Annotated in this window: 28 protein-coding genes and 1 pseudogene; 7 read left to right on the top strand and 22 right to left on the bottom strand. The window is 70.5% G+C overall.

The features are described from left to right. Positions 1-206: 206 nt before the first annotated feature. Positions 207-1,166: a collagen binding domain-containing protein gene (locus PV734_RS26595; protein ID WP_319292326.1), complete on the bottom strand. Its 960-nt coding sequence runs from the start codon at positions 1,164-1,166 to the stop codon at positions 207-209. Positions 1,167-1,398: 232 nt separating this feature from the next. On the opposite strand from PV734_RS26595, the gene PV734_RS26590 reads away from it, so the two are divergent. Beyond that, entirely contained in the window at positions 1,399-1,641 is a 243-nt protein-coding gene (locus PV734_RS26590) for a hypothetical protein (protein ID WP_319292324.1), read from the top strand. A 262-nt stretch (positions 1,642-1,903) separates the two neighbouring features. Here PV734_RS26590 and PV734_RS26585 read toward each other — a convergent pair whose 3' ends face one another. The 21 genes and pseudogenes from PV734_RS26585 to PV734_RS26485 form a co-directional block, all read right to left on the bottom strand. Beyond that, complete coding sequence (locus PV734_RS26585) at positions 1,904-2,152, bottom strand: hypothetical protein (protein WP_319292322.1); 249 nt, start codon at positions 2,150-2,152, stop codon at positions 1,904-1,906. After that, positions 2,153-2,350: a hypothetical protein gene (locus PV734_RS26580; protein ID WP_225966874.1), complete on the bottom strand. Its 198-nt coding sequence runs from the start codon at positions 2,348-2,350 to the stop codon at positions 2,153-2,155. A gap of 41 nt (positions 2,351-2,391) precedes the next feature. Beyond that, a complete protein-coding gene (locus PV734_RS26575) occupies positions 2,392-3,258 on the bottom strand; it encodes a DUF317 domain-containing protein (protein WP_053847063.1) in 867 nt (288 codons plus the stop codon). A gap of 40 nt (positions 3,259-3,298) precedes the next feature. Beyond that, positions 3,299-3,979 carry an HAD family hydrolase gene (locus tag PV734_RS26570; RefSeq protein WP_046917778.1) on the bottom strand — a complete coding sequence of 227 codons (681 nt, stop codon included), beginning with the start codon at positions 3,977-3,979 and terminating at the stop codon, positions 3,299-3,301. Continuing rightward, on the bottom strand, positions 3,976-5,136 hold the full coding sequence (locus PV734_RS26565) for an MFS transporter (RefSeq protein WP_319292318.1): 1,161 nt from the start codon (positions 5,134-5,136) through the stop codon (positions 3,976-3,978). Before PV734_RS26565 ends, PV734_RS26570 begins: the two co-directional genes overlap by 4 nt. Next, entirely contained in the window at positions 5,133-6,353 is a 1,221-nt protein-coding gene (locus PV734_RS26560) for an ATP-grasp domain-containing protein (RefSeq protein WP_319292547.1), read from the bottom strand. Before PV734_RS26560 ends, PV734_RS26565 begins: the two co-directional genes overlap by 4 nt. 102 nt (positions 6,354-6,455) lie before the next feature. Beyond that, positions 6,456-6,785, bottom strand: a pseudogene (locus tag PV734_RS26555) (hypothetical protein). Between the two features lie 47 nt (positions 6,786-6,832). Further along, the gene (locus tag PV734_RS26550; protein ID WP_046918742.1) at positions 6,833-8,074 is read right to left on the bottom strand and encodes an MFS transporter; all 1,242 of its coding nucleotides are present in this window, start codon (positions 8,072-8,074) and stop codon (positions 6,833-6,835) included. Further along, entirely contained in the window at positions 8,071-8,622 is a 552-nt protein-coding gene (locus PV734_RS26545; protein WP_319292316.1) for a hypothetical protein, read from the bottom strand. Before PV734_RS26545 ends, PV734_RS26550 begins: the two co-directional genes overlap by 4 nt. After that, complete coding sequence (locus PV734_RS26540) at positions 8,619-9,497, bottom strand: winged helix-turn-helix transcriptional regulator (RefSeq protein WP_319292314.1); 879 nt, start codon at positions 9,495-9,497, stop codon at positions 8,619-8,621. Before PV734_RS26540 ends, PV734_RS26545 begins: the two co-directional genes overlap by 4 nt. Before the next feature lie 33 nt (positions 9,498-9,530). Next, a complete protein-coding gene (locus PV734_RS26535; protein WP_319292312.1) occupies positions 9,531-9,956 on the bottom strand; it encodes a hypothetical protein in 426 nt (141 codons plus the stop codon). Between the two features lie 9 nt (positions 9,957-9,965). Next, positions 9,966-10,409, bottom strand: a complete 444-nt coding sequence (locus tag PV734_RS26530; RefSeq protein ID WP_319292310.1) for a hypothetical protein — start codon at positions 10,407-10,409, stop codon at positions 9,966-9,968. Next, entirely contained in the window at positions 10,406-10,879 is a 474-nt protein-coding gene (locus tag PV734_RS26525; RefSeq protein WP_319292308.1) for a hypothetical protein, read from the bottom strand. The genes PV734_RS26530 and PV734_RS26525 overlap by 4 nt, the downstream gene beginning before the upstream one ends. 110 nt (positions 10,880-10,989) lie before the next feature. After that, on the bottom strand, positions 10,990-11,334 hold the full coding sequence (locus PV734_RS26520; RefSeq protein WP_046918738.1) for an SH3 domain-containing protein: 345 nt from the start codon (positions 11,332-11,334) through the stop codon (positions 10,990-10,992). A 194-nt stretch (positions 11,335-11,528) separates the two neighbouring features. After that, entirely contained in the window at positions 11,529-12,248 is a 720-nt protein-coding gene (locus PV734_RS26515) for a hypothetical protein (protein ID WP_319292305.1), read from the bottom strand. A gap of 59 nt (positions 12,249-12,307) precedes the next feature. Next, positions 12,308-13,006 carry a hypothetical protein gene (locus PV734_RS26510; RefSeq protein ID WP_319292302.1) on the bottom strand — a complete coding sequence of 233 codons (699 nt, stop codon included), beginning with the start codon at positions 13,004-13,006 and terminating at the stop codon, positions 12,308-12,310. Between the two features lie 30 nt (positions 13,007-13,036). Continuing rightward, positions 13,037-13,363, bottom strand: a complete 327-nt coding sequence (locus PV734_RS26505) for a GNAT family N-acetyltransferase (protein WP_233443786.1) — start codon at positions 13,361-13,363, stop codon at positions 13,037-13,039. A gap of 158 nt (positions 13,364-13,521) precedes the next feature. Next, complete coding sequence (locus PV734_RS26500) at positions 13,522-14,115, bottom strand: hypothetical protein (protein ID WP_319292299.1); 594 nt, start codon at positions 14,113-14,115, stop codon at positions 13,522-13,524. Then, positions 14,112-14,600: a type II toxin-antitoxin system RelE family toxin gene (locus PV734_RS26495; protein WP_046918734.1), complete on the bottom strand. Its 489-nt coding sequence runs from the start codon at positions 14,598-14,600 to the stop codon at positions 14,112-14,114. Before PV734_RS26495 ends, PV734_RS26500 begins: the two co-directional genes overlap by 4 nt. Next, the gene (locus PV734_RS26490) at positions 14,597-15,244 is read right to left on the bottom strand and encodes a DUF4913 domain-containing protein (protein WP_402270346.1); all 648 of its coding nucleotides are present in this window, start codon (positions 15,242-15,244) and stop codon (positions 14,597-14,599) included. The genes PV734_RS26495 and PV734_RS26490 overlap by 4 nt, the downstream gene beginning before the upstream one ends. 169 nt (positions 15,245-15,413) lie before the next feature. Beyond that, positions 15,414-16,169: a DNA-methyltransferase gene (locus PV734_RS26485; protein ID WP_046918732.1), complete on the bottom strand. Its 756-nt coding sequence runs from the start codon at positions 16,167-16,169 to the stop codon at positions 15,414-15,416. Positions 16,170-16,705: 536 nt separating this feature from the next. Here PV734_RS26485 and PV734_RS26480 point away from each other — a divergent pair. From PV734_RS26480 to PV734_RS26455, 6 genes are all read left to right on the top strand, one after another. Further along, positions 16,706-17,815, top strand: coding sequence for a C40 family peptidase (locus PV734_RS26480; protein ID WP_319292295.1), 1,110 nt, complete (start codon positions 16,706-16,708; stop codon positions 17,813-17,815). Positions 17,816-18,012: 197 nt separating this feature from the next. Next, positions 18,013-18,378 (top strand): hypothetical protein, encoded by a 366-nt coding sequence (locus tag PV734_RS26475; RefSeq protein WP_319292292.1) that lies wholly within the window; start codon positions 18,013-18,015, stop codon positions 18,376-18,378. A gap of 282 nt (positions 18,379-18,660) precedes the next feature. Next, entirely contained in the window at positions 18,661-18,942 is a 282-nt protein-coding gene (locus tag PV734_RS26470) for a DUF6112 family protein (protein WP_319292546.1), read from the top strand. Next, complete coding sequence (locus PV734_RS26465) at positions 18,942-19,625, top strand: hypothetical protein (RefSeq protein WP_319292289.1); 684 nt, start codon at positions 18,942-18,944, stop codon at positions 19,623-19,625. Before PV734_RS26470 ends, PV734_RS26465 begins: the two co-directional genes overlap by 1 nt. 40 nt (positions 19,626-19,665) lie before the next feature. Then, positions 19,666-21,024, top strand: a complete 1,359-nt coding sequence (locus tag PV734_RS26460) for an SCO6881 family protein (RefSeq protein WP_319292285.1) — start codon at positions 19,666-19,668, stop codon at positions 21,022-21,024. An 85-nt stretch (positions 21,025-21,109) separates the two neighbouring features. Next, complete coding sequence (locus PV734_RS26455; RefSeq protein ID WP_046918701.1) at positions 21,110-22,582, top strand: SCO6880 family protein; 1,473 nt, start codon at positions 21,110-21,112, stop codon at positions 22,580-22,582.

The raw sequence follows: 22,582 nt of genomic DNA, 5'->3' as shown, positions 1-22,582 counted from the left end.
CGAGGCGCCCGCGAGCCTTCGTGACGGCGGTCGCGCCGTCCGCCACTTCCGCAGGTTCCGTCGGCCGTCGTAGGTCGCCCGCGCATGCTCCTGTGGGGTCCGGCCAGGTGGCGGCTCCCATCCGTAGGCCCGTCTACCGGGCACGCGAAAGCCCCCGAAATCCGTGACGGAATTCGAGGGCTGTGGCGGGTGCCGACGGGGCTGTATCAGCTGTGAGCGGGGCCGTCGCTGTCGTCGATTCGGCGGCGGCGTGCCGCGAAGATGGCGCCTCCGCCAGCGGCGAGGAGGAAGCCGGCGCCGCCGAGTAGCCACGGGGTGGCGTCGGCTCCGGTGTGGGCGAGCGTGCCCTCGGCGGTGGGGACCGCAGTGCTCGACGCCGTCTCGGTTACGACCGCGCTGTCGGACGGCGAGACAGACGGCGAGGAAGTGGTGTCGCCCTGGTTCGGGATCGGCTTGTCCGACGTGGACTCGTCGGCCGGCTTGTCTGACGGCTTCTCGGAGGTGGCGGGCTCCGGTGTCGTGCCGGTGGTCTTGGCGTTGGTGACGGTCACGGTGACCGGGCTGCCGGGCTTTGCGGTGAAGCTTTTCGAGGGCTTGTACAGGTCGTATCCGTCCGTTGCCGTCGTTTGCTTGACCCAGAAGTGACTGCCGGTGCGGCTGTTGATGGGCAGTTTCGCGGAGGCGGTGCCGCCTGCGCCGGTGGTGAGGGTGAGGAGGGTGGTGTCGCCGGTGCCGATGTTGACGGTCGACCCGGGCAGCAGCTTGTCGCTCTTGCTGTCCTTGGCCTTCAGCGTGACCGCGGCGGGCTTGAAGGGGTCGGTGATCGTCAGCGGACTGTCCGCGCCAGGGGTGACGATGACGTCCTGGTCGTCGACGACGTCATGCAGCGGGCTGCCACTGGACACCTCCTTGAGCCGGTAGACCCCCGGTGCCAGGTGCTCGAATGCGAGCTGGCCGTCGGCATCGGTCTTGCCGCGGGCGGCCTGCTGACCCGTGGAGTCGAGCAGGGTGAACGAAGCGCCGGCGAGGACGTCACCGCCGGGATCCTTCTTCAGGATGGTGACCCCGCCGGTCTCAGCCGCGTTCAACGGGACAGTGGACGTGGACTGCGTCGGCTCGGGGATCTGTGCCGCGGCGGCCGGAGCCAGGGACACGGTGCTGGCCACAGCGGCGATGGTTACCGCTGCGGCAGGAAGACAGCGGGCAGAGCGGGTGTGCAAGAAGGGGACTCTCCTGGATAGGGCGCGGGCAGGACTGCCCGTCGGCAGAAGGGGGTTGGGCCGGTCAGCGGGTAGGGCGCGGAGGCTGGACCAGTGGGGCGGCCGGTACCTGACGGATTCGGGTCCGGCGACGTGAGGGCATGGTGCTCGCGTAGCGGCGGGCCGCTACTCGTACGAGATGTTGCTGGTCGTCGATGGGACGTGTCTCGATGTGGGCCAGGCCCTGGGCGATGGAGGGGCCGAAGGGCGAGCCCGCGGGCAGGCCGGCGGCTTGGACGATCTGCGCTGCGGCTTCGGCTTCGACTTCGACTTCGACTTCGACTTCGACTTCGACGAGGATGCCGTACTCGGCGGGGATGTTGCGCAGGTCGACGGCATGGTGGCAGAAGCCGTCGATGGCTTCGGTCTTCGGTCAGGGTGAAGTCGTCGTCCATGACGTCTTCGATCAGGTCGAGCATGGTCAGCGTGGCGGATTGCAGCCGGGCGCGGAGGTGCGGGTCCGTGAGCCAAGGGCCCTGCGGTGCCGACGGGGTGTGGGCCTCAGGCTCGGCGGTGCGTGTGGCCTCGGGCTGTGGTCGGTGCCGGAGGGACAGCCAGCGGGGCGGGGCCATGTATCTCCGTGTTTGTGTGGTGGGTCAGCGTGTTCGTCTTGCAGTGGGGCTGGCCGGGGCGGCGGGGACCTTCTACACGGTGCAGGCTGCTGGCCGGGAGCGTGCGGTGGTCGTCCAGGCTCCGGGGAACCAGACCTGTGTGTACTGCTCGATCGCGGCCAGTAGCCCGCCGACCTCGGCGCCGGTCCACGGTGGCTGGCGGTTGTGGCCACGCAGGTCGAGGATGCGGGCGTAGCCGCTGTAGCCGGGCTGGTCCTCACGGGCGGCGTCGCGCCGCGTAAAGGTGCCGTGCTCGTCGAAGGCGAGGACCACGGCGTCCACTTACCCCTTCTCAGGATGGCGAACGGCAAGGCGCAGACCGTCGTACTCGTTTTCGCGGATGGTGCGCGAGAAGTCGATCCGCAGCCGCAGAGAGGAGCTGGGCAGCGGGGTGGCGTAATAGGTGTTGCCGATGACCGAGCTCTCGGCGAACGGGAGCGTGAGGTGCTCGGTGAAGAACTGCTGGGCGTGCAGGGACACTTACGGAAGACCTTCTGGCGTGCGTGGGCAGGAGAGATCGTTCAGCGGCGTGGGCCGGTGCGGGCGGCGGGAGTCGCGGCAACGGTGGTGGTACTCCAGCGGGGGACGCTGCGGGTGCCGAGGGCCGGTCGGCGGGCGGTGGCGCGCTGGACGTCGAGAGGTGTGGGTACCGGGGGTGCGGGTGGTGTGACGGGGGTGAGCTCGGCGGCTTCGCGCAGCGAGGAGAGCATCGAGTCCTTCCAGCGCGGCAGGGGTGCCGGGTCGGACACGCTCTGGGTGATGGCTTTGACCAGGGCGGTCGGTGTGTGGGTGGAGGCAGTGGCGTACCAACGGGCGTGGCCGCTCTTCGGGCCGCCCCACAGGTACCAGCGGGCCTCCAGGGTGGTGAGTTCCTTTGCCGGGTCGAGGCGGCCGGTGGTGTATTCGAGGGTGGCCATTCCGTCGGGGGGCTGGAGTTCCATCACGCCCCAGCGCGGGTGCTGGAACTGCCAGCCGTTCTTGATCAGCGGGACCACGGCGTCGAAGGCGCCGAGTTCCGGGTCCTTGAGGTCGGGCGGGGCCAGATACGTGTCAGGTCCGGCCGTGTATGCCTCGGCGAGGGCGGTGGTGAAGGCGGTCACGAACTCCGTGGGGGCGGAGTCGTTGAAGCTGACGCCCCACGCGGGCGGGCCGAAGCGGTCGCGGTGGGCGTTGATCCGCCACAGCCCGTCGTCGTCTCCCTCGGGCAGGTACCCGAGGCGGACGCGGTGGTCGGGCGCGGTGACGTAAGCGTTGCCGAGGTCGTCGTGACGCAGATCAAAACCGAGCGTGAGGAGAGGCTCCAGCGCGGGGTCGCCGATGAAGGTGCTGCCGGCAAGGTAGCGAGGGGAGACGTAGACGTCGCCATCGATCTCTTCGGTATCGGGCACAGGGGTCCTGGGGGTCGGGGTGGAGCAGTGGCAGGCGATATCAGGTGCTGGTGCCGCGCGGAGCTGCCGGCGAGCACACGGCGGCCAGACCGGCGGGGTTCAACTGCTTCTCCAGGTCGGCGGGTTGGCCGGTGTAGTGCAGGTTGCGAAGACCCAGAGCGGCTGCCGCCTGGCAGTTGTCTTCGCGGTCGTCGATGAACAGGACGCGTCCGGGATCGGCGACGCCGGTGGCCGCGAGGGCGTGTTCGTAGGCGGCCGGGTGAGGTTTGCACAGGCCCAGGCGGGCCGAGTACAGGGCGTCGGTCATCAGCGTGCGCCGCCAGTCGGTGGCATCGAGGATGTCGCTCAGGAAGTGCGGGGCGTTGGAGAGGAGCACCATGGGCAGGCCCGTCTGGTGGGCGCGGTGCAGGATGTCGAGGACGCGGTCGTCGGTGCGGGTCCACATGGCGGTGTCGGCGGTGCGCAGGGTGCGCAGCCAGCGCGGGCCGGGGTGGTGGCCGAGGACCTTGGCCCAGTAGGCGAGATCGCTGAGCTCTCCGGCGTCGTACGCCTCCCGGGGAGCCCAGAAGGCGTCCTGGAAGGAGTCGAGTTGCCCGTGGGGCCACTCGGCGAGGTCGGCGAGGCGTCTCCACATGATGGGGGTGGGCTGTCGGCCCAGAACACCGTTGTAGTCGATGATCAAGGCGTCCACACCGGTGGGCGTGAGGGAAGTGCTGGTCAAGGGGCGGTCTCCAGAGCTTTGCGGGACAGGGCGGCGACGGCGGCTGCGAGGAGGGCGGGCAGCAGCAGCGCGATCGGCAGGGCGGTGAGGGTGGCGAGGGCGCCGATGAGGGCGGGGCCGGCGAGCAGGCCGACGTAGCCGGTGACCGCGACGGTGGCGACCGCGCGGGGTCCGCCGACGCCGGCGGCAGTGATCAGGCTGGGGATCGTGACGGACAGCCCGAGGCCGAAGGCCGCCCAACCGGCCAGTGCGAAGGCGATGGTGGAGCCGGCCAGGCCCGTAGCGAGACCGAGCCCGGCCAGGGCTGCGCCGGCGCGTACGACGGCGGGTGCGCCGTAGCGGGCGGTGAGCCGGTCTCCGGCGAGACGTCCGGCGGCCATGGCCGCGCTGTAAAGGGCGAATGCCGCCGCGCTGGTCGCGGCCGTCGCGTCGAGGCTGTGCAGGTGGATGGCGGCCCAGTCGGCGGCGGCCCCCTCCCCCAGCAGGGTTGCGGCCGCCAGCGTGCCCAGCAGCCACAACCGGGAACGGGACATTCCCCCACGCCCGTCCGGGCTCGCGGGGTTGCGGTACTGGGCGGGCTCGAGTCCGGGGGCGGCAACGCGGCGGGTGAGCCGAGTCGTCGCACAGGCCGCTGCCGTGGCGGCGGCCGAGACGCCGGCGAACAGGACGGTGTGGGGTGTGTGGGCGGTGGCCGCGGCCACCGCGGCGCCCAGGAGGGCCCCCAGGCTGTAACTCGCATGGAGCCCGGCCATGATCGGGCGCCCGTGGGCGTTCTGGCATCGGACCGCAGCAGCGTTGACTGCGACGTCGAGGACGCCGTGCGCGGCGCCGAAGACGAACGCCGCCACAAAGAGGGTGTCCAGGCTGCGGCAGGCGCCGAGGGCGGCGAGGCAGGCGGCGAGAGCGATGGCGCCGCCGGTCAGCAACGCGGGCAGGCGGGCCGGGTGGGCGAGGCGTCCTCCGGTCTTTAGTCCGGCGACCATGCCGAGGGCGGCGGCCAGCAGGACGAGGGCGAGTTCGGCGGTACTCAAGTCGGCGGTCTTTTGGACGGCGGGCATGCGCGCGCCCCACACGGCCATCACGACACCGAGACCCGCGAAGTACCCGGTCAACAGGCGGCGGCTGCGCACCAGATCGGTCGCCGCGGTGCCGCTCACGCTGCGAAGTCCTCTTCGGCCGACTCTTTCTGCGCAGCCGCGGTCACCTGGACGTCGAGGTTGCGGTACGCCTCCTGGGCGCGGGCCTGGGCGACGGAGGCGTTCGGGCCGGTGGCGATCAGGAAGCCGATGCGCGCGGTGAACAGATCGCCTCCTTCGTGCGGCAGCACCAGCCGGTCACCGGCCTGTCGCTGGAAACGGACGCGCTCCAACCCCTGGGTGCGTTCGGTCAGGCGGCGGGCGGTGAGGGTGCCGGAGTAGGCGGGGTAGATGAAGCGGATCGCTGCGGCCTGGTGGCGGGTGGGGGTCAGGTCGGGGGCGCGTCCGCAGGCGATGTCGGCGGCGGTCCGGGCGAGGTCGATGCCGGTGGCGAGGTGGACGAGGTGGCCGATCAGGTCGCCGGCGAGGCGCGCGTTGACCTCGATCAGTCGTGGGCGGCCGTCGACCAGGCGCATCTCTACGTGGCTGATCCCGTCGGTGATGCCCAGCGCGGTGATCGCGGATTCGGCGACGGGCGTCACGGTGGCCAGCAGCGGGTCGGCCGCGTCCACCGTGTGGGCGAGTTCCTCGAAGTAGGGTTCCAGGCCGACGGTCTTGCGGGTGACGGCGACCACCGTGGTCTTGCCCTGGAACGTGGCGCACTCGACGCTCACCTCGTCCCCGTCGAGGTACTCCTCGACCAGGACCTCGGTGCTCTCCACACCGTGTCCTGCCGTCTGGGCGGCGATCGCGTACGCGGAGGGTAGGTCGCCCGGGGCGTTGACGCGGATCACGCCGATGCTGGCCGCGTACGCGGCGGGCTTGAGGACGACCGGGTAGCCGATCCGTGCGCCGGCCTGCGCCGCCTCTTCGACGGTGCGGACCCGGGCGGACGCGGCCGAGGGCACCCCGTGCCGGGCGAACAGGGCCCTGGAGGTGGCTTTGTTGCGGCAGCCCTGCATGACCTCTGGGCCGGTCGTGGGCAGGCCGAGGCGGCGGGCGAGGCGCGCGACGGGCACGAGGTACCACTCGGTCCACGTCATCACCCCGGCCACCGGGTGCCGCTCGGCCAGGGCCAGGGCAGCAGCGGTCAGGGCCGCCTGGTCCGTCGGATCGGCGACCTCCCAGTCAAGAAGGTGCGGGCGTTCCCAGGTTGGTTCGCTACAGGTGATCAGGACGACGTCGTAGTGGGCGGCGACGTTCTGAAGGCAGTCCGCGCGATACGCCTCGGCCTCCATGTCAGCGGCGGCGACGACCAGGACGACGGGACGAAACAGCAACAGAAGGCTCCAAGTGCGTATGTGCGAAAAAGGAATTGATGTGAGGGCACGCCGGTCACGTCAGGGGGTGCGGCGGCGCAGTTCGAACGCGGGCGCGCCCAGGGGGGTGATCGGCGTCCCATTTGCGGGCGTACAGGGAGATGAAGTTGATGTTCAGCCCGGCCACGCCCTGCGGGAGGCGCCAGCGCAGGGCTTCGAAGAGGTCTTTGAGGCCGATGCGGGTGGCTCCGCCGCGAGCCGGTCTGCGGTCAGGCGTTCCAAGGCGCGGTAGACGTGGGGGCGTTGGGCGTCGAACGCGAGGAACTGCTCAGTGATCGTGGGCCGGCCGGTGGTGCGGCCGGAAACAGCATCGGAAAGGGACAAGAGGTCCAACTGGGGAGCGTGGGGCATGGGTGTCGGGAAGCCCTCCGGGAAGCAGTTGAAGAGGGCGGGGCGGGTCAGGTGGCCGAGGGGTGCAGGTCCGGGAGGGTGCGCAGCCGGGTGAAGGCGGTGGCCAGGCCGATCGCCTGCACGACCGCGCAGGCGGTGATCACGTGGCCGAGCCGGCTGGGCGAAACGGCGGCGACGAGCAGTCCCGCGATCGGGAAGGGCAGCAGGAGCAGCAGGATCGTCACAGCGAGGGTGTTGCCGAAGACCTCGGCGGGGATCAGATGGGAGCGCAGGGTGCGCAGCACGACGGTCATGCCGCCCTCGCCGGCCAGGGCGAGGGCGATCAGTACCAGATAGGCGTGGTAGGTGTCGGCGAGTGTGAGGGCGAGGCAGGCCGAGCCGGTGATCGTCGCGCAGACAGCACCGACCGCCCAGAGGCCGTAGCGGTCAATGGCACGCTGGCACAGGATGATCGCGACGAGGCCGGCTGCGGCGGCGGCCGACCAGAGCAGGCCGACGTCGGTGCTGGAGTAGCCGAATCGCTGGACGACGATTACCGGGGCCGCGGCCTGCAGGACGCCGACGGCGAGGTTGGACAGCGTCAGTCCCCCGACGAGCCAGCCGAGTGCTGGCAGGGAGCGCAGTGCCTGCCAGCCGGTCCGCAGTCCCCGGACGACAGTTGCCTGGGAGGTGGTGTGGGGAGCCATGTTCTGTCGTGGGGCGAGTGCGGCGGCGAGCAGGGAGAAGGCGGCGGTTGCGGCGAGCATGCCGGTGGCGCCGCTGTGGGTGAGGAGCAGCCCGGCGAGCGCGGGACCGATCAGGGTGGCGGTCTGGTCGATGCCGAGGAGGACCGACTGCACCCGGTGGGCACGCGCACCTGCGGTGCGGCTGGCGATCCCGCCGGCGGTTTCGGCGGCGAGGTAGCTGAACTCGGTGAGCACACCGGTGCCGACGGCGAGCGTCATGACGGTAATCGTCTCGCCGGGCCCGTCGGCCGGAGACCCAAGGATGAGCGCGGCGGCCAGCACGAGGGCGGCCCGTGCCGTCGAGGCCAGACGGAACACGTGGGTCGTGCCGTAGCGGTCGACCAGGGCTCCGGCCAGGGCGAACGCCATCAACCGTGGCAGCCATTCCAGGGCGAAGGCCAGGCCCGTGAGGGCTGCGGAGCGGGTGGTGGCGAGCACCAGCAGGGGGATGCCGTACGTCGTCATGGCGAACGCGGCGGCGTCCATGCCACGCGGCAGGTAGATGCCGCGCAGCAGTGCGGAACCAGGTCGGCGGGCGTGCCGGGATCCGGTACGGATTCTCACGCAACAAGCTCCGTCTCGTCCGCCGCCGCAGTGGAGCGCGGTGCCGCGGCGGGCAGGGACTGCGGATGCGTCTGGAGCCACTCGTCCAGCGCGGTCCTGAGCCCATGGAGGGCGAGGTCTGCCTCGGTACGCCGCACTCTGGCGTCGGCGGGGTCTCGCGTCGGCGCGTCGGCTGGCAGGCCGAGCAGTTTCAGGGCGTGCTGGACACGGGTGACGAAATCGCAGACGGCGTGGGGGCGTTGGTGCGTGCGGGACCAGCGGGCAGCGGTGTCGTAGAACTCGGCGAGGTCTGCGCCAGCCTCGGTGAGCCGGTAGCGGGTGGTGGCGTATGGGTCGGCGTGGACCAGGCCGAGGGTGCGGGCGACGTCGATGGCGTAGCGGAGCTGGTGGGTGGTGAGGTCACCGAACGCGCTCTGCAGGCTGCCGCGGCGGCGGCTGATGGGGCCGTTGTCGTCGATCTCGGTGACCAGGCGGATCAAGGCCGGCAGGGAGAGGGCGTGGATGACCCGGCCAGCGAGGGGGTGGCTGAGGTGGAGGGTCGTGGTCATCGGCGCTGGCCTCCTGCCGGGGAGACCGACAGGGGTCGGGCGGGTATCCGGTGAGAGAAGAGGTCGCCGGTCTTCCACGACAGGGCCTGGGCTTGGGCAGGTGCGGGCGAGGCAGGCGGGTCCGAGAGCCTGGACTGGGTGGTCAGGTACGGGCCGGACCGGGTCTGCGAGGGCGTCGGGACGTGTCCCCACAGCGGGTGCGTGGCCTCGTCGGTGAGGGGACGGCCCGCTGCCCAGGCCGAGAGTGCCTGGTAGACCGGGGCGAGGGCCTGGCCGCTGGCGGAGAGCTGGAAGTCACCAGACCCCGTGACCTGGACCAGCCCGTCGTCGATCACCCGGCGCAGCGGCGGGTAGACGCGGCTGAGGCTGTAGTGCGGCATGACCTCGGCCGCCAGCGCCTTGGCGCCGGCCGTCCCGCGGGCCCTGAGCGCCCACACCAGTGGCGTGGAGTGCCTGGGGCTGATCAGGGCGATCGCGTCCTCGATGTTCTGGGCCGCCGCGACCGACTGCGGCTCCAGCACCCCGGTGCTCTTGTCCGGCGCGAGGGGCTTCTCCAGATGCGTGTCCGCCCAGGTGTTGAGCGCAGGCAGGACAGGCATCAGAGCGGCGCCGCGGCTGCTCAGCCCGTAGGTGACGTTCCGCGGGCCGTGTTCGGTGCGCTCGACGAGACCGGCGTCAACCAGCTTGGTCAGCTTCGGGTGGAGCTGGCCGTCGGCCAGCAGGGCGAGCTTGGCCTTGACATCGCTGTAGCGCAGGTGCCCCGCGGAGAGGGTCATCAGCACCCACACGCTCCAGTTGGGGGCGAGCATCTTGAGGCTCTCGGTGACGCGCGAGAGATCGGTCAGGGTGGTGCGGGACAGACCGGTGGCAGCCAAGGGAAGGGACTCCTCAGACAGGAAAGGGAAAGGTCAGCGGGTACGGGCGACGGCACGCGCAGGAGCGGGAACCGGTGCGGCGGAGGTGGCTGGCGCGGACTCGGGCCGCACGTCCGGGGCGGGGACGCGGTGGAGGCTGGCCAGGACGCCGCTCAGGGTCTTCGCGTGGGCGTCGCGGGTGGCGAGGCACTCGACGATCCGGCGAGCGCAGTCGAGAATGTGGCCGGCGCTGAAGCGGCCGATCTCACGCTCCGGGTCGGTGAGCTCACGCAGCCGCTGCACCTGGAAGGCGATGTTGCGCTCGGCCAGCCGCAGCTCGGCCAGGCCGATGAGCAGGGCGGCGAGCATGCTGGGGTCGGGACGGCCGTGAGCGAAGACTTCAAGGTCGGCCAGCGGCTGGGCGTACAGGGTCTCGATGCGCTCGGCAATCGACTGGGCGGTAATGGGGGACGGGGGCAAACGGGGCTTTCACGATGGGGCCTTGCGCACCGCCCCGGCGCAGGTGTCTGCCGGGGCGGGCGGAAGGCTGGTGGTGATCGTCGGCTGGGTGAGTCGTTCGGCGCGGCGCGCAGCCGGGCCGGGCGGGGGCATCGCGCGCAACAGCCGACCGAGGGCGGCGACGTAGCCGGCACGGCCGGCCAGCGCCGCCTCCATCCACTGCGCGTCGAAGCGCAGGTCGTCGGCGGACAGCTCGCTCGTGTCTCGGTCCGCGGCGGTGGCCTCATGGACCCGGTCCCGCACCCGGGCCACCTGCTCCTCGGCCACGACCAGGAAGCTGCGCAGTTCCAGCGCGCGCACCAGGGCCGCGGACGCACCGGGGCCCATCGCCTGCGCGTACAGATCCCGCACCGGGGCCCCGAACACCTCCTCCAGCAGGCCGTCCTGACTGGAGGCCTTCTCGACCACGTTCACCGGGCCACCCCGCGCGCGGGTGCCTGCCCGGTGGCAGGAAGGGACGGCGAGCCGGTAGGCAAAGCCGGTCCCCGGCGGACCAAGGGGGATGGGCCGCGCCACACCCCCGACCGGTTTCCGATCGCCTGGGGATCGAGGAGGTGACGCACCGTCATGGCCCGCCCCTGCCGTACGGTGTGGGCGCTGTTCACCATGTCCGCGAGGTACATGACGTGCTCGGGCAGCTCGACGAACTCACCGTCGGGCACAGCGTCCACGTGCTGGGCGAGGGCTTCGGCGAGGGCGTCCTCGGCCCTCTCCAGCACTTGCTGGGCCTCGGTGAGCATCCCGTGCCAGCGCACGATCGTGGTTGCCTCCGGGTGGGCCTGCGGGGCGGCGGCCACGGCACGGCGTAGCTCGGCGATCGGCATCTGGAAGCGGGTTTCGACCTGCTCGGTGAGGACGCCCATCACCTCGTCGGCGTCAGGCACAGCAAAACTCCTTTCCGTCACATTCGGGGAAATAGGGCCGGACACTCGCGGCCCAACCGCGCTGCGGGTAACGGCGGTTCAGAATCCACTTCGACGCTCCGGTGGGCGGATTAGTCCAGGCACATGCCGACAGTGCGGTAGACGTACTTGGCGGACACCCAGCCCTTGACGCCGGTGGTCTTGTCGGTGATGTAGCGCCACTTTCCGCTGGTCTTGTGGACGGTGAACTTGTGGCCCTTGTAGAGGATTCCGACCGCGGTGGACTTGGCAGATGCCTTGGAGCGGATGGTGACGGCCTTGGTGGCGATCACCCACGGTCCCGGATCAGTACACGACGCGGTGACCAGGGATGCCGGGGCCTGGGCGGGCGTGGCGCTCGCCGCCGTTGCGGAGACCAGCGGCAGAGCGAGGGCGCCGAGGACAGCGGCGGAGACGACTATTCGAGTTGAGCGCATGGGAATTGGGCTCCATGTCAGTGAGGGAGGAAATGGCAATGCAGCCCGGGCAGTTGCCGTGCGGGCTGGACTAAAGAGTCCAGAGAATCCCCGGTTTCGCTAACCGGGGATGGGGTGCTATGTTCCGCTACCGCCGGAGCAGAATCGGTGCAGCTGTCCGGAAATCCGGCGGCACGGAATTGAGTTCTTGGGTTTCAGTGGCCGGGCCGACGCGGCGACGGTGGCACGGCGCTCGCCGCTGCCGCGGGCGGCGTGCTGTGGCGGGTGGTCGGTGACGTGGTGGGCAGCGGGACGTCCTCGCCGCTCCAGTGCGCTTCCCACCACGTCGTCGCGGCCTCGAAGGTGGCGAAGCCGCCTTCGCGCAGGGTGCGTGTCCAGGTGTCGGTGTCGACTTCTTCCAGCAGCACCCGGAACGGCAGGGGCACCCGCTCGTCCAGCGCCCGCAGCAGCACCGTGGTCTGGAAGGGCTCGTCGTCCCGGGTGTAGCTGGTCAGCAGGGCGAAGTGGTCGCCGTCGCCGCGCAGCCGCGCCTCCAGGGCCCGGGTGGCGTCGTCGGAGGGTGTCCCGCCCAGGCGCTCGGACAGAAGGATCTTCTCCTCGGGGCAACCCCGGGCGATCAGCCAGGACTGGGCCATCACCGGCAGGGGCAGTTCCGCATGGTCGAAGCGGAAGGTCCGCGCGACGGTGTCGCGCTGGAGGTAAAGGGCGACGAGTTGGGGTTCACCCGGGATCCCCCAGGTGACGGCCCCGTTGTGCAGGACGAAGAAGCTGCTCCGGCCGTCGCTGGTGTGGTGCTCGGCCAGGACGGTGAGCTGGTCCTCCTCGATGCCGATGTGCTGCCAGAACTGGTCGTCAACGCGGTCGTTGACGGCCTGGTAGCCGCCGAGGCGGAAGTCCGGGGGGTGTGAGGGCATAGGTGCTTTCGGGTCGATCAGGGGGAAGAATCGGCTGTCCTCGCGCCGCGCCGGAGATGTCAGCGGCGCGGCGCGGAGGAGGCCGGCCAGGCTCCGGCCCGCTGCACCGGCGGCGCGGCCGGCGGGGCGGGCACGCGGCGTGAGGCCAGGAGGGCGCGGCCGGCATCGGTGAGGGTGACTGGCTGCCCGGCGTGCAACGGATGGGCCTCGTCGCGCACGACGAGACCGGCTGCCTCGAACCGCTGGAGGTGGCTGTAGGCGATACGGACACCGGAGGCGGTCACGACCGACAGGCGCTGGGTGAGAAGGTGTTCGCGCAGTTTGGCGCCCTGGGCGATCGCCAGCAGGGTTGCCTGGTCCGGTGCCGGAAGCTCCGGCCCGCCACCTGCTCCGCGCGTGCGGGTGGCGGCTTCGACGGATTCCAGTGCCGCCTTGACCTGGGTCTCGCGCTGGTCGCGGGTCGCCGCAGCCTCCTTGAGCGCGGCAACGGTGCGGTTGATCCGCGTGAACAGCGCCTGGTCGACGGCGAACTCGTCGGAGGCCAACCGCCGGAGCTGAACCCGGTAGAACGTGACGGCCTGTTCGGCCTGGACCAGAGCACGGTGGGCGTCGGCCAGGCAGGTGCGCGGCTCGTCGAGGAGGTTACGGCCGCGGTGCTGCCACAGCTGATCGATGCTGTGGCCGATCGCTGCCTCGATGCGGAGATCGAACTGCGTGAGCGCCTGCTTCGCGGACGCGCGTGCGGGATGAGAGGGCATGGGTGGGGTGGTTTCGTCTGGAGGAGGCGATCAGGGCCGCCGTCCTGTGGTGGGCCTCTCGCCGAGGAGGATGCGGACGTCCAGGTACGTGCCGTGACGCGTGTGCGCGGCCGGGCCGAGGCGATCGAGGAGGCGCAGCATCGGCGTGTTGGCGGCGTGGAGGTACGCGGTCAGCGTGTGGGCGCCGCGGCGTCGGGCGTGGTCGGCGGCGTGCCGGGCCAGCAGGGTGCCGATGCCGCGGCGCTGATGGGCGTCGGCGACCTGTAGTCCGAGATCGACGACACCCGCTTCCCGACTGACGAACCCGGCCGAGACGATCCCGAGCGGAGCGCCGTCGGCGTCCAGACCGATCCAGATCGTGCTGTGGGCCAGCAGCCGGGAAATATCGCGCCGGGTGATCCTGCTCCGGCCCCAGCGGCGCAGCAGGCTCTCCGGACAGCAGCCCCGGTGGAAGGCGTCGATGAAATGCCAGTCCGCCTCGCTCCCTCGGCGGATCGTGGAGAGCGTCGGGTGGCTCAGCAGGGGTAGCCGTACAGCGCGATCGTCAGGGCACTGCGCCGGTACCCCTTGCCCCGGCCGTCCGACAGCGAGCAGGGGTGGACGGTGTGCACGGCCAGGAGACGGCCGAGGTGGCCCTGGGTGAGGTGGACGTAAGGGTTGGGCCCTTCGGCACTGCCGGGCAGCGCGCGCAGGTGGTCGACGATGTCGGCTGCCGGCAGCGCGGGCGGGTCTCCGGCGGCGGCGAAGGCGTCGAGGCAGGCGTGCACGATGGTTTCTGGCCGGCCCGGCCCGCCCGGCTCGCCCTCCGCGTTGTCCTCCGGGTTGTCGGTGCTGGCGGTCTCGGTGGCGCAGCAGCAGGACTGGGACACCGCCTGGGTCAGCTGGACTTCGAGGGAGAGCCGCTCGGCGAGGAGACGGGTGAACCGCTCGGGCTCTGCGATGGCCAGGACACCGTCGGCGTGGTCACCGACGAGGGCGTCGAGCTGCTCGTCAAGGTCGTGGCACATCTCGGCGATGTCCAGGATGAGCAGGTGATGCTGGTTGGCCTTCGGCGGCTCGACGGCGAGCACGTCGCTGACGCGGTCGAGGATGAAGGGGAGACGGGTCAACGGGTGGGGCCCTTCGGGATGGTGGATGCGGGTTGGGGGAGGCCGGGCATCGTGTACGGGGACGGGCCCGGCTTGGGGATCGGCGGCCGTTGGGCGTCCAGTTGCGGGGAGCGGGCGCGGGCGGCGTGGGTGCGGGCGCCGGTCGGGCGGCGGGTGATGCCGAGACGGGCCCGGGCGGTCTCATACACGTCGTGCCGGGCGCGGGGGCGTACGGCGACGACGTGGATCTCGGTGCGGTGGGACGCGCCAGGCGGGGCCGGGCGCTGGGCGTAGACGATGCGCCAGGCGTTGCGGTGATCGACGTAGAGCTTGCGGTACCCGGTCAGTTCCTCGGTCAGCTTGCCGCCGAACAGTTGGGCGTTGACGACCTTCTGGAGCTGGTCGAGGGCCAGGTCGCGGATGTCGGCGGGGGCCTGGAGCAGGTCGGTCAGCGCGCGGGGGTCGAAGGACAGGCCGAAGGCCGGCCGGGGTTCGGGGCCGCTCATGCTGCGGCCTGGCCCGGCTCGCCGACCCTCTCCGATCCGTCGGTCCGGGAACTCGCCGCCCGTGTGGAGGGTTTGGGGCCGGGCAGCAGGCGGTGGGCGTGACGATCCGGGTCGGTCATGCATGCGGACAGCGGCCCGCCTGGGGCCCGAACGGTGGCCATGGCGTGGGTGAGGAAGTCCCGGTGCCAGACGAACAGGCCCGACAATCCTGCCTCGGGGTCCTTGTGCTGCTGATAGGCCAGCCATAGGGCATGGAGCCAGGCGACGACACCGTCGTGTTCCTGCCACTGCGCGCACCACGGCGCGGCGGTGGTGACCTCCGCGCCGTAGACGGGCATGAGGAAGTCGTCCACCCAGTCGGAGAGGCTGTCGAGTTCGTCCTCGTACTCCTCACCGTCCAGTTCCAGGATCGGGCGAGGCTCTGGTGGGGCAGGCGGCAGCGGCAGGCCGGCGAATCCCGGCATGCCGAAGCCGTCGAACGCGCGCGGTCCGGGCTCGGTGGACAGGCTGTCGAGCTGCTTCGCCTGCTCCGCCGACTGCTTGAGCAGCTTGCGTACGCTGGCCTCGATGCTTTCCAGATCCGTGTCCGGCAGCCGGACCGGTTCCATTTCCCCGTTGTCGTTGGGGTTTATGGATTCAGGCACGAAAGGGTCCTCCTTGAAGCCGCTTCCCATGGGCTGGGATGGCGACTCCAACCATCCGGACGATTCCCGGTTTCGCCAACCGGGGATCCAGTGTTATAACGCCTGCATGCGGCGCCGGAGGGGAATCCGGGCATGCGGAATTCCGGCCGTGGCCAGCCGTCGACTCGGGTCAGGAGGACAGGACGAAATCGTCCTGCTTCAGGGTCTGTTGCAGGGTCTCAGTCAGCCGGTCGGCGGCGATCGCCGCGTAGTGCTCGGTCTTCTCGACGCCGATGAAGTCACGGCCTTCCAGAAGAGCCGCCACACCGGTCGAGCCGGAACCGGCGCAGAAGTCGAGCACCGTGCCCTGCTCGGGGCAGATCTTGACGAGCTCGCGCATCACCTCGACTGGCTTCTGCGTGATGTGCTGCCGGTTCTTGCCCGACGGCTGCGAGGCGCTGTAGAGGCCCGGCAAGTAGACGGGGTTGCGGGAGGCGTCGATGGCGCCCTTGGACGCCCAGACGATGAACTCGCAGTTTTGGGTGAAGCGGCCCTTCTGGGGCCTGGCCTGCGGCTTGTGCCAGGCCAGCACACCACGCCACAGCCATCCGGCCGCCTGGATCGCGTCCGTCGTGGTGGGGAGTTGACGCCAGTCGGTGAACAGGAGCGCGGTGCCGCCAGTACGGGTGAGCCGGTGCGATTCGGTCATGATCTGCGTCAGCCAGAACCCGTAACTGCGCTGATCCATGTTCTCGCCGGTGAAGTCCGGCAGGTTGTGGCCGGCGTCGGCGGAGGTGTACTTCTGCTTGGCGCTGCGGCTCGTGCGTTCCTTCGCAGTCCGGCCACCGGAGTTGTATGGCGGGTCGGTGATGACGGAGTCGACGCAGCCATCCGGCAGTTCAGCGAGGGCGTTGAGCGCGTCGCCCTGGTGCAGGGAAAAAGGCAAAGAGGTGCCCCAATTTTCGGGTCGGGTGAGATGAGGGTGAATACCTCCGGCTCACGCACGTAACCCCGGGCAGGCCGAATGCGGGCATGACGGCACCGCTGACCTACGAAAGTGGGGTGGCGAGGGGAGGAGCCAAAACTGTAAGGCACGATCCCCGGTTGAGACGCATCGCAGCCTCCCAGCCCCGGAAATCAGGGCTTGATCACCCGCGATTTCGGCAACCGGGGATCCGCCCTTACTGTTTTGGAACTGCCCGGCGAACACCGCCGATGGCGCAATCCCCTGCCCGTGCCCTCATGGAGACTCCCCGTGCCCCGGTACACGTGACCTGACACTCACGCGCCTCGTGAGCTGAATTCAACGCTCGCGAGACACGCCCCGACTCACTCAAACCCCGTGCCGCAGCGCCCTTTCCACCTCTGCAGCCGCGCGGCCGGGACCTTGCCTTCGAAGGACCCCCTTGTGACAGCTCCCTACGCTCCCCTGCCCGAACACCGGCCCCCGGACCGTGATTGCCGCTCGGGAGGCATCGCCGGTTGAAGGGCGTAGCCGCTGGCATCGGCCTCTTCGTCCTCTCCCCTCTCCTCCTCGCTGGCACGGCCATGCTGATGGCCTCCTCCAGCGAGGCCGCCCAGACCACCTACTCGTCCTTCAGTTGCGTGGGCGACGTCGATACCGACGCCGTCGTCGAACAGGTCACCAAGATCCTCAACGGCGCGTCCGCCAAGACTGTCCACGTCGAGGGCCTGACCCTGCCTGAGGAGCAGGTCCCCAACGCCCAGACCATCGTGGCCACCGGGATCAGCCTTCACGTGCCGAAGAAGGGCCAGGTCATCGCGCTCGCCACCGCGATGCAGGAATCGCGGCTGCGCAACCTGAACTCCGGCGACCGCGACTCGTTGGGCCTGTTCCAGCAGCGGCCGAGCCAGGGCTGGGGCACCGCCGAGGAGATCCGCGACCCTGTCTACGCCTCCACCCAGTTCTACACGCGCTTGTTGGCGGTTTCCGGCTGGCAGCAACTGACCGTCACCCAGGCCGCGCAGAAGGTCCAGCGATCCGCCTACGCGGACGCCTACGCCGACTGGGAGGACCTGGCGACCGCCTTTCAGAAGGCAATCGTCGCCACCTTCCCCGACGCCTCCGGCACGGACACGGACAGCACCCCCAGTACCGCGTCCTGCATGGGGACCGAGGACGGCTCCGGCTACGGCACCATCCCCGAAGGTTCGGTGCCGAAGGGCTACTCGATCCCCAAGGACGCTGATCCGAAGGCGCGCAAGGCGATCGCGTGGGCGATGCAGCAACTCGACACGATGTACCAGTGGGGCGGTACCTGCACGGCGCCGCACGGCCCGGATCCGATGGGTCGCTGCGACTGCAGCTCGCTGACCCAGCAGGCGTACGCGCACGCCGGAATCCAGCTCACCCGCACCACGTACACCCAGATCAACGAGGGCAAGGCCGTCTCCTCCAAGGCGCTCAAGCCCGGTGATCTGATCTTCTCCCGCGGCAGCGCCGCCCGCCCCGAACACGTTGGCCTCTACATGGGATCGGGACTCGCGATCGAGGCACCCCGGACTGGAAAACCAGTTCGAATAACCCCCCTGGCGGACTGGGACATCCTCGCCGCCCGCCGCGTCATCTGACCCCCAGTCGGGGCGCAGAGACCCCACCTGCCGCCTGCATCACCAGTTCAGCGCGGGAACAGCCGCGCACGGCACCTGAGCCGGATCGCCGCCCCCAATCCCCCTGGGCCGCTTCCTTACTCCCCCGCAGACGGCTCATCGGCAGGACGACACCTGCCCACTTCTCCCCCTCTCTCTCGACACCACGGAGCATCTGAGTGATACCTCACCACCGCGTCCGGCGCACCCTTGCGGCCGCCTCGATGGGACTGGCCGTCGCAGCCGGCGGCCTGGCCACCGCCGCCACGGCGCAGGCGTATGACACCGGCCACACGACGATCTCGTGCAGCGCGGTCAAGGTACGCAAGTCCCCGTCCAAGACCGCCACGGCGCTGGGCGTCGCCTACCGGCACGACAAGATCGCCTACGACCAGTGGGTCTACAAGGCCAGCCAGAAGACCTGGTTCACCCGGGTCACGGTGACCCGTAAGTCCGACGGCAAGAAGATCCGCGGCTACGTGATCTACCAGTGCGCCAACCCGTACGCCAGCAACGGCGCGCCCACCCCGCCGATCCCGAAGTAGGGCGCCCCGACAGCCGGATCAACGGTTGAGTCGTAGCGCCGTCGAAGCGGCACCGGCCCAAGTTGCGGCTTCTTCCCAGCCTCGGCACGAGCGCCGTGCCCTCGCGCGCGCCACGACGCTTCGCATGCGTCGACCGGCTCGGCCGGACCTCGCACGGCTGCCGGCCCGCCTCCCCGAGGCCGCCGCCTCGCACCTCCCCCTCTTCTCTTCATTGATTCCCACGCGTCGGCTTCGGCGCGCGCAAGGAGCCTCCCTTTGCACCTACTCGACACCGTGCAGTACATGGCCTACGACCCCGGCATCTCCCCAAAGGGCGGTGGCCTGCCCGGCCTCGCCGTCCTGAAGAACGTGGTCAACAGCATCAATCTGTTCGCGATCGTCGCCGTGGTCGGCGCGCTCGCCGTCTCCCTCGGCGTGTGGGCCTGGGGCCATCACACCGGTGGCCACCAGGCCGAGGCCAACGGCAAGAAGGGCGCGGTCGTTTCGGCCGGCGCCGCTCTCGGCCTCGGCGCCGCCAATGGCGTGGTCGCGTTCTTCTCCGCCCTGGGGTCGCAAGTCCACTGATGCCGAAACGATTCCCCTCCCTGTCCGGCTACGGCATCGGTTGGTCGTCCCGGCAACGCATCACCGTCAGCGCGATCGGCCTCGCCGTCCTGCTAGCCCTCGCCGCCATCGTCGCCCTGCTCACCGGCCGCACCGGAACCAGTGACAGCCAGAGCGCCACTCCGTCCGAGCGGAGCAGCACCGCCTCCGCGTCCGCCGGTCCCACGGCGTCGGCCGGGGCCGGTGCGGTGGCGAAGCCTCCGGCGGTGGCCGATCCGGTCGCCTTCGCCCAGGCCGCCGCGGCGATGTTGTGGTCGTATGACACGCGCACCACCAGCCGTGATCAGCAGCTCGCCGGGATGAAGGCGTGGCTGACGTCGGAGACGAAATACGCCGACTGGTCCTCTCTCACCGCGCAGGTGCCGGATCCGGTGTTGTGGTCGCGGATGGCCGATCAGGACCAGTACGCCACCGCCATCGTGGACGAGGCCCACTACCCGTCCGCGTTCAAGCAGGCCCTGGCGGACGATCCGTCGGCGATCACCGAGGCGTACATCTACGCCGTCACCGTCACCGGCAAACAGCAGATCGCCTGGAAGAAGGGCGGAGCCGGCTCCGAGGACCGCTCGATCACCCTCGCAGTGCAGTGCCGCCCGAACTCCGACTGCTCCCTGGTCTCCATCGCTCCCCGCGTCGTGCCCTGACACGCCCCGAGCCCACTGAAGAAAGGAGGGGTGACTCCCCTTGGGCTTCTGCGACCTCCCCCTCGCGGACAAACTGTGCGCGGTCGGCGACGCGGTCGACTTCGCCTCCGACCCTGGCGCAGCGATCGGCAACTGGATGGCCAAATCGGCGGGCGAACTCGCCGCCGCTGCTGCCGACTTGGCTGCCGAGGCCGTCAACACCACCACCAAGGTCGATTTGAATGCCGGGTGGTTCCGCGACAACTACGAGATGATCCTGCCGATCGGCTTGGTCGTCCTCGTCGCCACGTTCTGCGCCCAGCTCGTGCGCGCGGCGATCCGACGCGACGGCCAGGCCCTCACCCAGGCGTTCACCGGCACCGCCACCGGCGTGCTGTTCGCCTTCACCGCGATCGCCTTCACCACTGTCGCCATCGAAGTCGTCGATGCGTTGAGCGACGGGCTGTTCAAAGCCGCCAACCTCGACGTCGCCACCGCGGTGCGGCGCATCGTCAAGGTCGGCCAGATCGCCTCCCTTTCCGGCCTGGGCTGGCTGGTCACGGTCTTCGTCGGCATTGGCGCAGCGATCGGCGCCTTCCTCTACTGGTGCGTGATGATGGTCCGCAAGGTCGGCATCCTCGTCATGGTTACCCTCGCCGTCTTCGCCGGAGCCGGTGGCGGCTGGGAGGTCGCCCGGCGCTGGCGCAAGGGCTGGATCGAAGCCACCGCCACCCTCGTGGTCAGCAAGCTGCTGATGACTGTGATCTTCGTGCTCGGGATCGCGGCCATGGGCAAGACCGAGGCGAAGGACGGCGTCGCCGCTCTGGCCGACGTGATGGCCGGCATCGTCATCCTGGCGTTGGTGTTGTTGTGCCCGTACGCGACGTTCAAGTTCGTCCACTGGGCGGCCTCCGAGGGATCGGACGCCGAGACGCTGCACCGCTCCGGCGGCGCCGGCGCGCAGATGGCCCGCCAGCACGCCGAACGCGCCGGGCGTAAAGCCGCCGCCGCGGTCGCGACCGCAGGGACCGGCGGTGCCGCTGCTGGAGCGGGCGCCGCACCCCAGGGCCCGGACGCGGTGCCGGGCGGCTTCCCGGGCGACATCGCCGCCACCCCCACGCCGGACACCGGCAAGCAAGGCGGCGGCTCCGGAACCGAGTCGTCCGAGAGCGGAGCGATCAAGAGCGGTCCGGACAAGGCGGTACAGCCCCCGCCGACCAGCCCGCGCGACGACACCAGCGGCCACCTCGGCGGCGCCCACAGACCAGGTGGGTCGAGTGCCGGATCCACCAGTCACGGCAGCGGATTCATGTCCTCGCCCGCGTCCGATGCCTTCACCCCGCCGCCGCAGGGCACCCCACCGGCCCCGAACTCCGCCAGTTCGGCCGGCAATCCGCCGCCCCCGCCCACCGGCCTCTGACCCTGCCCCGCGCCGGGACGGCACCCCGCATTCCCCGTGCGACTGTGCCGTCCCGGCCCCGCCCCGCGCTCCCCGGAACCGGCCCTTGTCTGAACTCTCCGTCTCCCCGATCACGGTCAAATTCCCGCACCGCTCCCGGCGCGGCATCCTCCTCGGCCTCTCCCTCCCCCAACTCCTCCTCGTATCCGGCGCGTTGGCCCTCCTGCTCATCACGGTGGTGACCACCGGACTGCTCGGCGCAATCGCGCTGACCCCGCTCTGGGCGAGCGTCGCCGCCCTCGTCACCATCCGCCGCAACGGCAGGTCGCTGATCGACTGGGCTCCGGTCGTCGCCCGCTACGCCCACCGCCGTCGCACCGGCCAGACATTGTGGCTGGCCCGGCCGGTCTCCCGGCCCCGCCAGGACGGCGTGCTGCACCTGCCCGGCACCGCCGCCTCGCTGAAGGTCGTCACCCCCGGCGACTCCGCCAACCAGGCTGCCGCCGTCCACGACCCGCACCACCAACGGCTCACCGCCATCGCCCGGGTCAGCAGCCGCGCATACGCCCTGCTCGATCCCGTCACCCAGAACTCGAACGTGGCGGGCTGGGGCAGGGCCCTGGCCGGCATCGCCCGCAGCGGACACGTCGCCACCGTGCAGGTCCTGGAACGCACCGTCCCCGACTCCGGCGACACCCTCGCCCGCCACTGGGCGAAGCACGGCCAGCGCGGCACCCCCGTAGCCGGGCAGGTGTACTCCGAGCTAGTCGCCTCCGCCGGCCCGGCCGCCGCCCCGCACGAGGCATACCTCGCCATCTCGTTGGACCTCAAGGCCGCCAAGCGCCTCATCAGCCAGGCCGGTGGCGGGCTGCCCGGCGCGTTCACGGTCCTGGAGCAGACCACCTCGGCGATCGCCCTCGCCGCCCGCAGCGCGGGACTGATGGTGACCGGCTGGCTGGGTGCACGGGAGATCGCCGCAGTCATCCGCACCGCCTACGATCCCCACGCCCTCTCCGCCCTCCAGCAATGGTCGCCGAACGGACGGGCCGAGGCTGACCCCGATGCGGCCGGGCCGGTCGTCCAGGTCGAGGAGTACGACCGCCTCGGCACCGACAGTGCCCGCCACGCCACCTACTGGATCGAGAACTGGCCCCGCACCGAAACCCATGCCGGGTTCCTGCACGGGCTCATGTTCACCGCCGGGGTCCGCCGCAGCCTCTCCCTTATATACGCGCCGCAGGGGCTCGAGTCCGCGCTACGCGACGTCCAGCGCAAGAAGGCCGCCATCATCGCCGACGCCAACGAACGCGCCCGCCGCGGACAAGTGGACTCCGAGGCCGACTCCGTCGAGTACGCGGACGTCAAGGTCCGCGAGCGCCAACTGATCGCCGGCCACGCCGACGTCGCCCTGACCGGCCTGCTCACCGTCAGCGCCGAGTCCGACGCCGCCCTCGACGCCGCGTGCGCGCAGATCGAGACCGCCGCCGTCACCGCCCAGGTCGACCTGCGACGGCTGTACTACCAGCAGCCCGACGCCTTCGCCCTTGCCGCCCTGCCGCTCGCCCGTACCGCCCTGTAG

The sequence above is a fragment of the Streptomyces sp. AK08-02 genome (assembly GCF_033795085.1).
GTDB classification, from domain to species: domain Bacteria; phylum Actinomycetota; class Actinomycetes; order Streptomycetales; family Streptomycetaceae; genus Streptomyces; species Streptomyces echiniscabiei.
Note: the sequence above shows the minus strand (reverse complement) of the source record. Positions and strands in the feature narration are given on the sequence as shown.

Excerpts from the sequence above, each read along its gene's own strand:
- PV734_RS26590 (WP_319292324.1), top strand. The coding sequence starts at position 1,399 with ATGTTGCTGGTCGTCGATGGGACGTGTCTCGATGTGGGCCAGGCCCTG.
- PV734_RS26560 (WP_319292547.1), bottom strand. The coding sequence starts at position 6,353 with ATGGAGGCCGAGGCGTATCGCGCGGACTGCCTTCAGAACGTCGCCGCC.
- PV734_RS26545 (WP_319292316.1), bottom strand. The coding sequence starts at position 8,622 with ATGACCACGACCCTCCACCTCAGCCACCCCCTCGCTGGCCGGGTCATC.
- PV734_RS26520 (WP_046918738.1), bottom strand. The coding sequence starts at position 11,334 with ATGCGCTCAACTCGAATAGTCGTCTCCGCCGCTGTCCTCGGCGCCCTC.
- PV734_RS26515 (WP_319292305.1), bottom strand. The coding sequence starts at position 12,248 with ATGCCCTCACACCCCCCGGACTTCCGCCTCGGCGGCTACCAGGCCGTC.
- PV734_RS26510 (WP_319292302.1), bottom strand. The coding sequence starts at position 13,006 with ATGCCCTCTCATCCCGCACGCGCGTCCGCGAAGCAGGCGCTCACGCAG.
- PV734_RS26495 (WP_046918734.1), bottom strand. The coding sequence starts at position 14,600 with ATGAGCGGCCCCGAACCCCGGCCGGCCTTCGGCCTGTCCTTCGACCCC.
- PV734_RS26470 (WP_319292546.1), top strand. The coding sequence starts at position 18,661 with ATGGCCTACGACCCCGGCATCTCCCCAAAGGGCGGTGGCCTGCCCGGC.
- PV734_RS26465 (WP_319292289.1), top strand. The coding sequence starts at position 18,942 with ATGCCGAAACGATTCCCCTCCCTGTCCGGCTACGGCATCGGTTGGTCG.